The organism is Actinotalea endophytica (assembly GCF_025717005.1).
Classification (GTDB): domain Bacteria; phylum Actinomycetota; class Actinomycetes; order Actinomycetales; family Cellulomonadaceae; genus Actinotalea.
In genome coordinates, this window is the sequence record NZ_JAOVZU010000008.1 from 229003 (window position 1) to 243915 (window position 14913).

At 72.4% G+C, this 14913-nt stretch carries 14 protein-coding genes; 1 reads left to right on the forward strand and 13 read right to left on the reverse strand.

The genetic code is table 11. The annotated features are described in order from the left end of the window. Positions 1 to 10: 10 nt before the first annotated feature. The 13 genes from nuoK to OEB99_RS15075 form a co-directional block, all read right to left on the reverse strand. Entirely contained in the window at positions 11 to 310 is a 300-nt protein-coding gene (gene nuoK, locus OEB99_RS15015) for an NADH-quinone oxidoreductase subunit NuoK (protein WP_263578086.1), read from the reverse strand. Beyond that, positions 307 to 1188: an NADH-quinone oxidoreductase subunit J gene (locus OEB99_RS15020; RefSeq protein WP_263578087.1), complete on the reverse strand. Its 882-nt coding sequence runs from the start codon at positions 1186 to 1188 to the stop codon at positions 307 to 309. The genes nuoK and OEB99_RS15020 overlap by 4 nt, the downstream gene beginning before the upstream one ends. Continuing rightward, positions 1185 to 1772: an NADH-quinone oxidoreductase subunit NuoI gene (gene nuoI / locus OEB99_RS15025; RefSeq protein WP_263578110.1), complete on the reverse strand. Its 588-nt coding sequence runs from the start codon at positions 1770 to 1772 to the stop codon at positions 1185 to 1187. The genes OEB99_RS15020 and nuoI overlap by 4 nt, the downstream gene beginning before the upstream one ends. 97 nt (positions 1773 to 1869) lie before the next feature. Next, a complete protein-coding gene (gene nuoH / locus OEB99_RS15030; protein WP_263578088.1) occupies positions 1870 to 3210 on the reverse strand; it encodes an NADH-quinone oxidoreductase subunit NuoH in 1341 nt (446 codons plus the stop codon). Next, on the reverse strand, positions 3207 to 5825 hold the full coding sequence (locus OEB99_RS15035) for an NADH-quinone oxidoreductase subunit G (RefSeq protein ID WP_263578089.1): 2619 nt from the start codon (positions 5823 to 5825) through the stop codon (positions 3207 to 3209). Before OEB99_RS15035 ends, nuoH begins: the two co-directional genes overlap by 4 nt. Next, positions 5822 to 7150 (reverse strand): NADH-quinone oxidoreductase subunit NuoF, encoded by a 1329-nt coding sequence (gene nuoF / locus OEB99_RS15040; RefSeq protein ID WP_263578090.1) that lies wholly within the window; start codon positions 7148 to 7150, stop codon positions 5822 to 5824. The genes OEB99_RS15035 and nuoF overlap by 4 nt, the downstream gene beginning before the upstream one ends. Next, positions 7150 to 7860, reverse strand: a complete 711-nt coding sequence (nuoE, locus tag OEB99_RS15045) for an NADH-quinone oxidoreductase subunit NuoE (RefSeq protein WP_263578091.1) — start codon at positions 7858 to 7860, stop codon at positions 7150 to 7152. Before nuoE ends, nuoF begins: the two co-directional genes overlap by 1 nt. After that, positions 7860 to 9206, reverse strand: a complete 1347-nt coding sequence (locus OEB99_RS15050) for an NADH-quinone oxidoreductase subunit D (RefSeq protein ID WP_263578092.1) — start codon at positions 9204 to 9206, stop codon at positions 7860 to 7862. The genes nuoE and OEB99_RS15050 overlap by 1 nt, the downstream gene beginning before the upstream one ends. Continuing rightward, positions 9206 to 10021: an NADH-quinone oxidoreductase subunit C gene (locus OEB99_RS15055; protein WP_411910698.1), complete on the reverse strand. Its 816-nt coding sequence runs from the start codon at positions 10019 to 10021 to the stop codon at positions 9206 to 9208. The genes OEB99_RS15050 and OEB99_RS15055 overlap by 1 nt, the downstream gene beginning before the upstream one ends. Next, positions 10018 to 10569, reverse strand: a complete 552-nt coding sequence (locus tag OEB99_RS15060) for a NuoB/complex I 20 kDa subunit family protein (protein WP_263578093.1) — start codon at positions 10567 to 10569, stop codon at positions 10018 to 10020. The genes OEB99_RS15055 and OEB99_RS15060 overlap by 4 nt, the downstream gene beginning before the upstream one ends. A 58-nt stretch (positions 10570 to 10627) precedes the next feature. Next, entirely contained in the window at positions 10628 to 10990 is a 363-nt protein-coding gene (locus tag OEB99_RS15065) for an NADH-quinone oxidoreductase subunit A (RefSeq protein ID WP_263578094.1), read from the reverse strand. 82 nt (positions 10991 to 11072) lie between these two features. Beyond that, complete coding sequence (locus tag OEB99_RS15070; RefSeq protein ID WP_263578095.1) at positions 11073 to 12341, reverse strand: geranylgeranyl reductase family protein; 1269 nt, start codon at positions 12339 to 12341, stop codon at positions 11073 to 11075. 296 nt (positions 12342 to 12637) lie between these two features. Beyond that, entirely contained in the window at positions 12638 to 13333 is a 696-nt protein-coding gene (locus OEB99_RS15075) for a demethylmenaquinone methyltransferase (RefSeq protein WP_263578096.1), read from the reverse strand. A gap of 179 nt (positions 13334 to 13512) precedes the next feature. Here OEB99_RS15075 and OEB99_RS15080 point away from each other — a divergent pair, with 179 nt between their 5' ends. Next, a complete protein-coding gene (locus OEB99_RS15080) occupies positions 13513 to 14802 on the forward strand; it encodes an isochorismate synthase (protein WP_263578097.1) in 1290 nt (429 codons plus the stop codon). Positions 14803 to 14913 lie beyond the last annotated feature (111 nt).

Genomic DNA, 14913 nt, shown 5'->3' on the forward strand with positions numbered 1-14913 from the left:
CCGGCGCCCCTCAGCTCTTCAGGAGGTTGACGTCGTCGACCGAGGCCGACCGGCGGGTGCGGAAGATCGCCACGATGATCGCGAGCCCCACCACGACCTCTGCGGCGGCCACGACCATGACGAAGAACGCCATGACCTGGCCGGTGAGGTCACCGTGGATCCGCGCGAACGTGACGAACGCGAGGTTCGACGCGTTGAGCATGAGCTCCACGCCGAGGAAGACGATGATCGCGTTGCGGCGCAGCAGCACCGTGGTCGCTCCCAGTGAGAACAGCAGCGCGGACAGCACCAGGTAGTTCACGAGGCTCATCGCTGCGTCTCCTCGGTGTCGTGGCCCTCGATCTCGTGCCGGAGCTCGTCGTCGACCTCGGCGCGCACGCCGCCGACCCCGCGCTCCTGGCCGCGCACGCGCAGCACCCGTGGCACCGACTGCTCGAGCGGCTCGCCGTCCGGCCCGAGGGCCGGCACGTCCATCGAGTTGGACCGGGCGTAGACGCCGGGCGCCGGCAGCGGCGTCACCACCCCGCCCTCGCCGATCTTCGCGACGCGGGCGTCGGCCAGCTCGCGCTGCCCGATCAGCGGGGTCAGGCGCGGGCGATGGGTGAGCACGATCGCGCCGACCGCGGCCGTGACCAGCAGCGTGCCGACCGCCTCGACCGCGAACACGTGGTCGGAGAAGATCACCGACGCGACGGCCTGCGGGTTGCCGTCGGCATTCGCGGTGTCCAGGCCGGTCGGGGCCAGGTCTCCGGCGCTGAGCACGACGCCGACCAGCACGAACGCGAGCCCGACGCCGAGCAGCAGACCGATCCAGCGCTGCCCGGTGATCGTCTCGACCAGCGAGTCGGACGCGTCGACGCCGACCAGCATCAGCACGAACAGGAAGAGCATCATCACCGCGCCGGTGTAGACGATCACCTGCACGACCCCGAGGAACGGCGCCTGCTGCGCGACGTAGAGGATCGCGAGGCTGATCATCACCAGCACGACGCCCATCGCGGCGTGCACGGCCTTCTTCGCGAACAGCAGCCCGAGCGCGGAGATCACCATCACCGGTGCGAGGAACCAGAACAGCACCGCCTCGCCGGTCGAGGTCTGCCCGGTCTCGGCGAGCGACGCGGCGACCGGGCCGGTGAGGTGGGTGGCCAGCTGACCGGCCAGCTCCGTGGTCACTGTGGTGAGCATCATCGCGACCCCTCCGCCTGCTGCCGCGCCGCGTCGATCGTCGGGTCCTCGGGACGCCACTCGGCGACCCAGTCGACCTGCTCGATCGCAGGCCCGGAGACCTGCCCGCGGTAGTAGTCGGTGTCCTCCGTGCCGGGCGCCATCGGGTGCGGCGCGGCGAGCATCCCCTCGCGCATCGGCGCCAGCAGGTCGGCCTTCTCGTAGATCAGGCCGCGGCGGGTCGGGCCGGCCAGCTCGTAGTCGTTCGTCATCGTCAGGGCCCTGGTCGGGCACGCCTCGATGCACAGCCCGCAGAAGATGCACCGCAGGTAGTTGATCTGGTAGACGCGGCCGTAGCGCTCACCGGGCGAGAACTGCGCGTCGGGCGTGTTGTCCGCGCCCTCGACGTAGATCGCGTCGGCCGGGCAGGCCCAGGCGCACAGCTCGCAGCCGATGCACTTCTCCAGGCCGTCCGGGTACCGGTTGAGCTGGTGGCGCCCGTGGTAGCGAGGCTTGGTCGGCACCTTCTCGAACGGGTACTGCTCGGTGATCGTCGGCTTGAACATCGACGACAGGGTGACGCCGAAGCCGGCGACCGGGGCGAGCATCTGCCCCAGCCAGCCCTTCGTCGGCAGCTGGGACGTGAAGCCCCCGGTCTCGCCGGCGAGGGCCGGCGGCTCGGGCTGGTCACGTGGCGTGAGCTCGTCAGCCACGGGGGTCCTCCTCATCTGCCGAGGGGGCGGTCGGCTCGGACGCGGTGACGGTCGCCTCGACCGTCACGCGGGCGCGCCGCGGCGACGGCGGCAGGGTCTGTCCGGGCAGCGGCGGCACGGGGTAGCCGTCCGCGAACGCGTCGAACTCCTCGGGCTCGCCCTCGGGTTCGGTCGGTGGCGCCTTCTCCGGGATGAACATGCTGACCACCACGCCGACGACGACGATCGCGCCGAGCACGATCAGCAACGTCCGGAGGTCGACGTCGGCGAACCGCCGGACGCCCTGGACCAGCGCGACCGCGACGACCCAGACGAGCGCGGCCGGGATGAGGATCTTCCAGCCGAACTTCATGAACTGGTCGTACCGGAACCGCAGCAGGGTGCCGCGCGCCCAGACGAACAGGAACATGAAGAACCAGAGCTTGACGCCGAACCAGAGCACCGGCCAGTAGCCGGTGTTGAACATCCCGTCGTTGATCGCCGAGATCGGCCACGGCGCACGCCAGCCGCCGAAGAACAGCGTGGTGGCGACCGCCGAGACGTTGAGCATGTTGATGTACTCCGCGAGGAAGAACCACGCGAACTTCATCGACGAGTACTCGGTCATGTAGCCGCCGACCAGCTCGCCCTCGGCCTCGGGGAGGTCGAACGGCAGTCGGTTGACCTCGCCGGCCATGGAGATCAGGTACAGGACGAACGCCGGCAGCAGCGGGATGAACCACCACAGCGGAGCCTGGGCGTTCACGATCTCGCTGGTCGACATCGAGCCCGACATGATGAAGACGCTCACCAGGGACATGCCCATCGCGAGCTCGTAGGAGATCACCTGCGCGGTGGACCGCACCGAGCCGAGCAGCGGGTAGGTCGACCCGGACGCCCAGCCGCCGAGCACGATGCCGTACACGCCGACCGACGCGGCCGCGAGGATGTAGAGCACCGCGACCGGGAAGTCGGTCAGCTGCAGCGGGGTCACGACCCCGAACATGCTCACCTCGGGGCCGATCGGGATGACCGCGAACACCAGGAGCGAGGAGAACACCGAGATCATCGGTGCGACCAGGTAGATGACCTTGTCCGCGGCGCGGACCGTCATGTCCTCCTTGAGCAGGAGCTTCATCGCGTCGGCGAGCGATTGCAGCAGGCCGAACGGGCCGTGCACGTTGGGGCCGGGACGGATCTGCATCCGGGCCACGACCTTGCGCTCGAACCAGATCGCGAACAGCACGCTCAGCAGCAGGAAGACGATGATCCCGACGGCCTTGATCAGCACGATCCACCAGGTGTCGTTGCTGAAGTCGGCCCCGGCCTGCACCGCGGTCACCAGCGGGCTCATGCGTCGTCTCCGTCCGTCGCCGGCCGCGCTGCGGCCACCTGCACCACGGCGCCGGCGTCGACCCGCAGGGTCGGGCGCACGGCAGAGCCGGGCGAGTTCACCGGGATCCACACCACGCCGTCCGGCATCGCGGTGACCACCGCGGGCAGCGTGATCGCACCGTGCTCGGTGCTCACCGTCACCTGGTCGCCGTCGGTGACGCCCAGGCGGGCGGCTAGCTCCGCGCCGACCCGGGCCACCGGCCGCGGCGCGGTGCCGGCCAGGAACGCCTCACCGTCCTGGCAGCGTCCCGCGTCGAGCAGCAGGTGCCAGGTCGCCAGCACCGCCTGGCCGGCGCCGGGGGCGGGCGGCTCGGGGTACACGGCGTGCGGCGCGGGCGTGCGGGCGCCGTCCCAGCCGCCGAGCTGGTCCAGCTCGGCGTGGGTCGCGGCGAGCGTGCCGAGCCCCAGGTCCACGCCGAGCCGGCCGGCCAGGGCGTGCAGCACCCGCTGGTCCGCCAGCGCGGTCGAGGTCAGCGCCTGCGGGAAGGGCCGCGGACGACCCTCCCAGGTCAGGTAGGTCCCCGGCTTCTCGGCGGGCGGCGCGACCGGCAGCACCACGTCGGCACGCTCGGTCACCGCGGACGCACGCACCTCGAGGCTCACCACGAAGGCGGCGTCGAGCGCGCGCAGCGCGAGGTCCGGGTCGGGCAGGTCGGCCGGGTCGAGCCCGCCGACGACGAGCGCGTCCAGTCCCCCGCCGGCCGCGGCCGAGAGGATGCCGGACAGGTCGCGCCCCCGGGTCGCGGGCAGGCGCTCCACGCCCCAGGCAGCCGCGAGGTCGACCCGCGCCGCGTTGTCGGTGACCGGGCGGCCACCGGGCAGCAGGGCGGGCATCGTGCCCGCCTCGATGCCGGCGCGCTCGCCGACCCGACGGGGCACCCAGGCCAGGCGGGCGCCGATCCGCTGGGCGAGCCGCAGCGCCGCCGACAGACCGCCGGGCACCGTGGCGAGCCGCTCGCCGACCAGCACGAGACCGCCGGAAAGGGCTTCGGCAGCGGCTCCGAGGTCGCCGTCGGCACGGCCGGTGATCGCGTCCAGCACCTCGGGCTCGGTGCCCGGTGCCGCGGACAGCAGCGTCGCACCGAGGCGCTCGAGGCCCCGCGACGCGAACGGCGCGACCGAGAACACCCGGGTGCGTCCGGCCAGCGTGCCCTTGCGCAGCCGGAGGAAGACCACGCCGCCCTCGTCCTCGGGCTCGTAGCCCACGAGCAGCACGCCGGACGCGCGCTCGAGGTCGGCGAACGTCACGTCGATGCCGTGGCCGGCGACCGCGTGCCCGAGGAAGGACTCCTCCTCGGCCGAGTGCGGCCGCGCCCGGTGGTCGATGTCGTTGGTGCGCAGCGCGACGCGGGCCAGCTTCGAGTACGCGTAGGCGTCCTCGAGGGTGAGCCGTCCGCCGGGCAGCACGCCGACCCCGGAGCCGTCGAGCGCGGTGGTCAGGCCCTCGGCCGCGACCGTGAGCGCCTCGGCCCAGCTGGCCTCGCGCAGCTCGCCGTCCTCACCGCGCACGAGCGGCGTGGTGAGCCGGTCCGGTGCGGACTGCCAGGTGAACGCGAAGCGGTCCTTGTCGGTGATCCACTCCTCGTTGACCACGGGGTCGTCACCGGCGAGGCGGCGCATCACGGTGCCGCGGCGGTGGTCCACCCGGATCGCGGAGCCGTTCGCGTCGTGCTCGGCGATCACCGGGGTCGAGGACAGGTCGAACGGCCGCGACCGGAACCGGTAGGAGGCTCCCGTGAGCGCGCCGACCGGGCAGATCTGCACGGTGTTGCCGGAGAAGTACGAGGCGAACGGCCGCCCGGACGTGTCGGTCTCGGCGGGTCCGGCCGGGCCGGACAGGACGTCGCGCTCGGGCATGCCGCCGGCGCGGGTGAGCGGCTGGCCGTCCCCGTCCGCACCTGCGAACAGGGACGCCGTGCCGGCACCGTCGAAGCCCAGCACCGCCGGGTCGAACGTGCCGATCTGCTGGCGCGCGCCGCGCAGCTGCAGATCGATGAACTGATCGCCGGCGATCTCGTTCGAGAACCGGGTGCAGCGCTGGCACAGGATGCACCGCTCACGGTCGAGCAGGATCGCGGTGGAGATGGCCAGCGGCTTGGGGTAGGTCCGCTTGACGTCGACGAACCGGCTGGTCCCGCGGCCGTTGCTCATCGCCTGGTTCTGCAGCGGGCACTCGCCGCCCTTGTCGCAGGTCGGGCAGTCCAGCGGGTGGTTGATGAGCAGGAGCTCCATCACGCCGTGCTGCGCCTTGTCCGCGACCGCGGAGGTGCGCTGGGTCTTGACCACCATGCCGGGCGTGGCCTCGAGCGTGCAGGACGCCTGCGGCTTGGGCATGGCCCGCAGGTTGCCCTCACGGTCGGGCGTGGCCACCTCGACCAGGCACTGCCGGCAGGCCCCCGCGGGCTTGAGCAGCGGGTGGTCGCAGAACCGCGGGATCTGGATCCCGATCTGCTCCGCGGCGCGGATCACCAGGGTGCCCTTCGGCACGCTCACCTCGACGTCGTCGATGGTGAACGTCACCTCGGGCACCAGGGCGCCCGAGGTGGCACCCTTCGCCGGGGTCGTCGTCGTCATGCTCCCACCGTTCCCGCCGCGTCGGTGACGCGGCGTGAGTCGAACAGGGTGGCCGCAGCCGGGTCGAACGGGCAGCCCGCACCGTTCAGGTGCGCCTCGAACTCCGCGCGGAACTGCGTGATGCCGGAGGTGATGGTCGAGGTCGCGCCGTCACCGAGCGCACAGAACGCGCGGCCGAGGATGTTGTCGCAGACGTCGAGCAGGGTGTCGAGGTCCTCGGCGCTGCCGCGACCGCTCTCGATCCGCTGCAGCACCTGCACCAGCCAGGACGTGCCCTCGCGGCACGGCGTGCACTTGCCGCAGGACTCGTGCTTGTAGAACTCCGCCCACCGGGTGATCGCGCGGACCACGCAGACCGAGTCGTCGAAGATCTGCAGCGCGCGCGTGCCGAGCATCGACCCGGCCTTCGCGACCGACTCGTAGTCCAGCGGGACGTCCAGGTGCTCGGCCGTGAACAGGGGCGTCGACGAGCCGCCGGGGGTCCAGAACTTCAGCTCGTGACCCTCGCGGATGCCACCGGCCATCTCGAGCAGCTCGCGCAGCGTGATGCCGAGCGGCGCCTCGTACTGACCGGGGTGCTGCACGTGGCCGGACAGCGAGAAGAGCCCGAAGCCGGTCGAGCGCTCGGTGCCCATCTCCTTGAACCAGTCCGCACCGCGGCCGACGATCTGCGGCACCGAGGCGATCGACTCGACGTTGTTGACCACGGTCGGCCGGGCGTACAGGCCCTCGACCGCGGGGAACGGCGGCTTGAGCCGCGGCTGGCCGCGACGCCCCTCGAGCGAGTCGAGCAGCGCGGTCTCCTCGCCGCAGATGTAGGCCCCGGCCCCGGCGTGCACCGTGACGTCGAGCTGGAAGCCCGAACCGCCGACGTCGGAGCCGAGCAGCCCGGCGTCGTACGCCTCCTGCACGGCCTGGAGCAGCCGGCGGTACACGTGCACGACCTCGCCGCGCAGGTAGATGAACGCGTGGTGGCAGCCGATCGCGTAGGCCGTGATGATCACGCCCTCCACCAGCTGGTGGGGGGTGGCCATCATCAGCGGGATGTCCTTGCAGGTGCCCGGCTCGGACTCGTCGGCGTTGACCACGAGGTAGCGCGGCCCGCCGTCCGGCGCGGGCAGGAAACCCCACTTCATGCCGGTCGGGAAGCCCGCACCACCGCGGCCCCGCAGGCCGGAGTCCTTGATCTGGGTGATCAGGTCGGCCGGGTCGGTGCCCAGCGCCGTGCGCAGCGCGGTGTAGCCGCCGTTCGCCTGGTAGGTCGCCATGGACCAGGAGCGGTCGGCGTCCCAGTGCTTCGACAGGATCGGGGTCAGGGTCGTCATCAGGACTCCTCCCGCTTGCCGCCGCGAGCTCGACGAGTGGCCGGCGGTGTCTCGCCGGGCGCGACCCAGCCCTCGCGCCGGGCCAGCCGCAGGCCCACCAGCGTCGCGTCACCGGCGCCGGGCCCCTGGTCCGCACGCCCGTCCGGGAACCCGGCGAGCACGCGGGACGTCTCGCGGAAGCTGACCACCTGGTCCGCGCCGCGGGTGGGACGCACCGGCTGACCGGAACGCAGGGCGTCGACCGTCGCGATCGCCGAGTCGGGCGTCTGGTTGTCGAAGAACTCCCAGTTGACCATCACGACCGGCGCGTAGTCGCAGGCCGCGTTGCACTCGACCCGCTCGAGCGTGATCGCACCGTCCTCGGTGGTCTCGTCGTGCCCGATGCCGAGGTGCTCGCTGAGCTCGGACCAGATCGCGTCGCCGCCCATCACCGCGCACAGCGTGTTGGTGCACACGCCCACGGTGTAGGTGCCGTTCGGGTGCCGCTTGTACTGCGTGTAGAACGTCGCGACCGCGGAGACCTCGGCGGTGGACAGGTCCAGCGTGCCGGCGCAGAACGCGATCCCCGCCGGGCTGACGTAGCCGTCCACCGACTGCACCAGGTGCAGCAGCGGCAGCAGCGCCGAGCGCGGGTCCTCCGGGTAGCGCGCGACCACCGCGGCGGCGTCCTCGGTCAGCCGCGCGAGGGTCTCGGCGTCGTATCCGGCCATCAGCGGTCCACCCCTCCGAGCACGGGGTCGAGCCCGGCGACCGCGACGACGACGTCGGCCACCTGGCCGCCCTCGCACATCAGGGAGACCCCTTGCAGGTTGTTGAACGACGGGTCCCGGAAGTGCGCCCGGTACGGCCGGGTGCCTCCGTCGGAGACCAGGTGCACACCGAGCTCACCGCGGGCGGCCTCGACGGTCTGCCAGACCTGGCCGGCCGGGACCCGGAAGCCTTCGGTGACGAGCTTGAAGTGGTGGATCAGGGCCTCCATCGAGGTGCCCATGATCTCCTTGATGTGCGCGAGCGAGTTGCCCATGCCGTCCGCGCCGATCGCGAGCTGCGCGGGCCAGGCGATCTTCTTGTCGCCGACCATCACCGGGCCGGGGCCCATCTGCTGCAGCCGGTCCGCGGCCTGCTCGACGATCCGGATCGACTGGTAGCACTCCTCGAGCCGCAGCACGGTCCGCGCGTAGGCGTCCGCGTCGGTCGAGGTCGGCACCTCGAAGTCGTAGGTCTCGTACCCGCAGTACGGGAACGCCTTGCGCACGTCGTAGGGCAGGCCGGCCGACCGCAGCACCGGCCCGGTGATGCCGAGCGCCATCGCGCCGGCGAGCGACAGGTGCCCCACACCGACGGTGCGGCCCTTGAAGATCGGGTTGGCGAGCATCAGGTCGCCGAGCTGCTTGAGGTAGCCCCGCACCGCCGTGAGCGCCTCGCGCACCGTGTCCAGCGCACCCGGCGGGATGTCCTGCGCGACGCCGCCGGGCCGGATGTACGCGTGGTTCATCCGCAGGCCGGAGATCAGCTCGAAGACCTTGAGGATCTCCTCGCGCGCGGTGAAGCCGATCGTCATGATCGTGGTGGCGCCGAGCTCGTTGCCGCCGGTGCCGATCGCGACCAGGTGGGAGCTGATCCGGTTGAGCTCCATCATCAGGACCCGGATCGCCTGGGCCCGCTCGGGCACGTCGTCGGTGATGCCGAGCAGCCGCTCGACGGCCAGGCAGTAGGCGGTCTCGGTGAACAGCGGAGCGACGTAGTCCATCCGGGTGCAGAACGTCACGCCCTGCGTCCAGGTGCGGAACTCCATGTTCTTCTCGATGCCGGTGTGCAGGTAGCCGACGCCCGCGCGGGCCTCGGTGACCGTCTCGCCGTCGATCTCGAGCATGAGGCGGAGCACACCGTGCGTCGACGGGTGCTGCGGACCCATGTTGACGACGATGCGCTCCTCGCCGAGGCGCGCTGCCTCCTCGGCGATGTCCGACCAGTCGCCGCCGACGGCCTCGAAGATCGGTGCGTCGTCGTCGGGCAGGGGGGCGCCGGTGGCGTGCGGGGTCTGCGGGCCAGCCATCAGTTGTACGACCTCCGCTCGTCGGGCGGCGCCACGCGGGCGCCCTTGTACTCGACCGGGATCCCACCGAGCGGGTAGTCCTTGCGCTGCGGGTGGCCGACCCAGTCGTCCGGCATCTCGATCCGGGCCAGACCGGGGTGGCCGTCGAAGACGATGCCGAAGAAGTCGAAGGTCTCCCGCTCGTGCCAGTCGTGGCCCGGGTAGACCGGGGTGCTCGACGGGATGTGCGGGTCGGACTCGGGCACCGCGACCTCGAGCCGCAGTCGCCGCGAGTGCGTGACCGACGTGAGGTGGTACACCGCGTGCAGCTCGCGCCCGGTCTCGTGCGGGAAGTGCGCCCCGGAGACGCCGAGGCCCAGCTCGAAGCGCAGGTCCTGGTCGTCGCGCAGCGCACGGCACACGGTGAGCAGGTGCTCGGCCGCGACGTGCAGGGTCAGCTCGCCACGGTCCACGACCACCGCGCCGACCGCGTGGTCGAACGGCACGCCCTGCTCGTCGAGGACCTCGGCGAGGATGTCGACGACCTCGTCGAACCAGCTGCCGTACGGCCGCGGGCTCGCGCCGGGCATCGCCACCGTGCGCACCAGGCCGCCGAACCCGGACGTGTCACCCGAGCCGCGCACGCCGAACAGGCCGGTGCGGACGTCGACGACCTCCGGGCCGCCGGCCGGCGACGACGTGGCCGGCACGTTCTGCGAACCGCCCTCGTGCGCCGCCTCGGTGACCGACTGTGGGGTGTCGGCGCTCTGGTCGCCGACCGGCGCGGACCCGGCCTTGGCAGCCTCCGCAGCGTCCTTCTTCTCCGCGTCGCTCACCGCAGCAGCCCCTTCATCTGGGAGGTCGGGGTGGCCTCGAGGGCGGCGGCCTCGGCGGCCGCGACGGCCTCCTCGCGGTTCACGCCGAGCGGGGAGCTCTGGATCTGGTCGTGCAGCGCGAGGATCGCGTTGATCAGCATCTCCGGCCGCGGCGGGCAGCCCGGCAGGTAGATGTCAACCGGCACGATGTGGTCGACGCCCTGGACGATCGCGTAGTTGTTGAACATGCCGCCCGACGACGCGCAGACGCCCATCGACAGCACCCACTTGGGCTCGGACATCTGGTCGTAGACCTGGCGCACGATCGGGGCCATCTTCTGGCTGACCCGGCCGGCCACGATCATCAGGTCGGCCTGACGCGGCGAGGCGCGGAACACCTCCATGCCGAACCGGGACAGGTCGAAGCGCGGCGTGCCGGTCGCCATCATCTCGATCGCGCAGCACGCCAGACCGAACGTCACGGGCCACAGCGAGGCCTTGCGGAAGTAGCCGGCGAGCTGCTCGATGCTGGTCAGCAGGAACCCGGACGGGGCTTCTTCGATCCCCATGGCCTGCCTCCTTCCTGTCGGTCTCGCGGTGGTACGTGGTGCGACGGCTGGCTGTCGGTCAGTCCCACTCGAGGCCGCCGCGGCGCCACTCGTAGACGAACGGCACGGTGATGAGCACGAGGAAGGTCAGCATCGCGACGATGCCGAACATCCCGAGCTCGCCGAAGCGGACGGCCCACGGGTACATGAAGACGACCTCGACGTCGAAGACGATGAACGTCATCGCGACGAGGTAGTACTTGATCGGGAACCGGCCGCCGCCGATGGCGTGCGGGGTCGGGTCGATGCCGCACTCGTAGGCCTCGAGCTTGGCCCGGTTGTAGCGCTTGGGTCCGATGATCGCGCTCGCGCCGACACCCCCGAGGGCCAGCACGGCGGCCACCGCCATGAGCACGAGGATCGGGACGTACGGGTTGCTCATCGCACCCTCCTGATCAGGCCCGCGAGGGGCCGCCGAGCGCAGGTCACCGGACTGGGCCGGGTCGCAGCCGAGTGTCGTCGGCTCATGCCGCCGGCGCAATTCGCGTCAGAGCGGCGATGAACCGGTCGGACAGGTCCCCGCCCTTCGGGTCCCACACGTCCGACAGCAGCTTCAGCGTGAGGCGCATGAGAGCGGGTCGAGGCAGACCGTACCGCGTCAGGACACGCATGACGTCCGGCCGTTCGATCAGTGTCACGAATGCGCGGCCGAGCGTGTAGTAGCCGCCGAGCTCATCGGCCATGACCTTGGGGTAGGTCGCCAGGACACGCTCGCGCTGGGGATCGGTGGCCCGTGCCCGGGACTGCACCACGACCTCCGACGCCTTGCGTGCGGCCTGCATCGCGTAGGCGATGCCTTCGCCGTTGAACGGGTTGACCATGCCGCCCGCGTCGCCGACCAGCAGCACCCCGCGGTGGTAGAGCGGCTTGCGGTTGAACGCCATCGGCAGCGCGGCCGACCGCACCGGGCCGACCTGGTTCTCCTCGGTGAACTCCCACTCCTCGGGCAGGTGGGACACCCAGCGGCGGAGCAGGTCGCGGTAGTCGATCTTGGTGGCGGCCGCGGTCGAGCTGACCGAGCCGAGCCCCACGTTCGCGGTGCCGTCCCCGAGGCCGAAGATCCAGCCGTAGCCCGGCAGCAGCGCCGAGCGTCCCGGCGGGCCGTCCCACAGCTCGAGGTGGGACTCCATCCACTCGTCGTCGTGGCGGGGGGTGCGGAAGTACGTGCGGACCGCGACGCCCATCGGCTTGCGCTGGTCCTTCTCCAGGCCGAGGGACAGCGCGAAGCGGGACGACACCCCGTCCGCGGCGAGCACGACCGGCGCGCGGTAGCTGGTCTCGGCGCCGTCCGGCCCCTTGGCGCGGACGCCGATCACACGACCGGTGCGCTCGTCGGTGACGGCGCCGACCACGGTGGTCTCCTCGACGATCCGCGCGCCGGCCTTCTCGGCGTGCCGCGCGAGCGCGTGGTCGAAGTCCCGGCGGGTGCGGCTCACGCCGTAGTCGGGGAACGTCTCGGTCTGCGGCCAGGGCAGGTGGATCGTGTGGCCGCCGCCGTGGACCCGCAGGCCCTTGTTCCGGATCCAGCCGTCCTCGGGGCGCATCGGCAGGCCGATGGCCGTGAGCTCGCGGACCGCGCGCGGCGTGAAGCCGTCACCGCAGACCTTGTCGCGCGGGAACGCGGTCTTCTCCAGGACCAGGACGTCCAGGCCGGCGGAGGCCAGGTAGTACGCGGCGGTGGACCCGGCGGGACCGGCGCCGACCACGACGACATCGGCGTCGGGATGCGTCATCGAGCGCTACCTCGTCCTTGTGAAGGGATTCACGAATGGTCCGCGGCAATTCTACTGCCCTGGGACCAAGGCCCTGAACCAGCCCGCCAGGCGGACAGCGTGCCGACGACTGGCGGGACGGGCGATCGGGACGGGCGATCGGGACGGGCGGTCGGGATGGGCGGTCGGGACGGGCGGTCGGGACGGGCGGTTGGGACGGGCGGTCGGGACGAGCGGTCGGGACGAGCGGGTGGGACGGGCGGTCGGGACGAGCGGGTGGGAGCGGGCCGGAGAGGGCGGAGGGGGCCCGCCGGGACTCAGCCGGCCGGGCGGGTGGCCCGGTGCAGCGCGACGATGCCGCCGGACAGGTTGCGGAAGGCGACGTCGCGCCAGCCCACCGACTCCATCAGGTGTGCGAGTCCGCGCTGGTCGGGCCAGGCGCTGATCGACTCGGCGAGGTAGACGTAGGCGTCCGGGTCGCGGGAGACGGCACGGGCCACCGGCGGCAGCGCCCGCATCAGGTACTCCGAGTAGACCGTCCGCAGCGGCTCGCGCACCGGGGTGGAGAACTCGGTGACCACGAGCCGACCGCCGGGCCTGGTGACCCGCAGCATCTCGGCGAGCGCCGCCGGCGTGTCGACCACGTTGCGCAGCCCGAAGGAGATCGTCACCGCGTCGAACGACTCGTCCGCGAAGGGAAGCCGCGTCGCGTCGCCGGCCGTGAACGCGAGGTCGGGACGGCGACGCTTGCCGACCTCCAGCATGCCGACCGAGAAGTCGCACGGCACCACGCGCACACCGGCCGCGTCGAACGGTTCGCTCGACGTCCCGGTGCCGGCCGCGAGGTCGAGCACCGTCTCGCCGGGTCGCGCGCCGACGGCCTCGACCGTCGCGGTGCGCCAGCGGCGGTCCTGACCGAGGGAGATCACGTCGTTGGTGAGGTCGTAGCGACGGGCGATCCCGTCGAACATCGCGGCGACCTCGTGCGGCCGCTTGTCCAGACTCGCGCGCATGGCCGCCATCCTTGCAGGCGCCGGCGGGCCCGCCCGCCCGGCGTCCGGCCGGCGAGCGGAGCGGTCCGCGGTGCGACGGAGGACCGGGCGGCAGGCGGGCGGACCAGGCGCCCGGTGGGCGGAACCGGCGCGGGCGTGCGGTCGGCGGCATGCCGGTGGGCGTCCTAGGCTGTCCGCCGATGACCACGCATGTTCACCCCGACATGGCGGGCGGGTTGCCCGCTCCGCTGGTCGCCCGCACCGTCGCCGTGGACCCCACGACCCTCCCCGCCGACCTGCTCTCCCTGCTGCCCGCGGACGGCGGCCTGGCGTGGGTGCGGCGCGGTGACGGGCTCGTCGCGTGGGGCGAGGTCGCCCGGCTCCGCACCGGCGGTCCCGAGCGGTTCGCCGAGGCGGACGACGCCTGGGGCGACGCGATGGCGCACGCCGTGGTCCGAGACGAGGTCCAGCTGCCCGGTACCGGTCCGATCGCGTTCGGCTCGTTCGCGTTCGCCGACGACTCCCCCGCGGGCGGGACGCTGATCGTGCCGCGCGTCGTGGTCGGACGGCGCGGAGACGACGCGTGGCTGACCACGATCGAGGTCGGCGCGGTCGCCGCCGCGGTCTCGCCGGTCCCGACCGATCCGCCGCGCCCGCCCGGAGCCGTGACGATGTCGCCCGGCGGGCTCGACGAGGCCGGCTGGCGCGCCGCGGTCGCCCACGCGGTCGACGAGATCCGCTCGGGCGCGCTGGACAAGGTGGTGCTCGCACGCGACGTGGTCGCGCGCACGGCCGAGCCGCTGGACCCTCGCTGGGTGCTGGGCCGCCTCGCCGCCGACTACACGTCGTGCTGGACGTTCGCGGTCGACGGGCTGGTCGGGGCCACGCCCGAGCTCCTGGTGCGCTCGGAGAAGGGCCTGGTCACCTCGCGCGTGCTGGCCGGGACGATCCGGCGCACCGGCGACGACGACGCCGACCTCGCGCACGCCGCGCTGCTCGCGCACTCGTCGAAAGACCTCGAGGAGCACGAGTACGCCGTGGCGTCGCTCACCCGCGAGCTCGAGCCGTTCTGCTCCTCGACCAACGTCCCGGAGACGCCGTTCGTGCTGCACCTGCCGAACGTGCTGCACCTGGCCACCGACGTGACCGGCGTGCTGCGCGGTGCGGACGCGTCGAGCCTCGCGCTCGCGGCCGCACTGCACCCGACGGCCGCGGTCGCGGGCACACCGACGCCCAAGGCCGTGGAGCTCCTCGCCGAGCTCGAGCAGATGGACCGCGGTCGCTACGCCGGCCCGGTCGGCTGGCTCGGCGCGGACGGCGACGGCGAGTGGGGCATCGGGCTGCGCTCGGCCGAGCTCGACGCCGACGACCCGCACCGGCTCCGGCTTTTCGCGGGCTGCGGGATCGTCGCGGCTTCCGTCCCGGACTCCGAGCTGGCCGAGTCCGAGGCGAAGCTGGAGCCGATGCGGCACGCGCTCGGGAGCGAGTGAGGGCGAGCGCGGGCGGCGCGGCGTCGTCGGTCACGTGGCCTCCTGTCGGCGGGCGCCGGTGCGGTGCGGGGACGTCGGTCGAGGGCGCTGGACTATCCGGTGGCCCGGGGC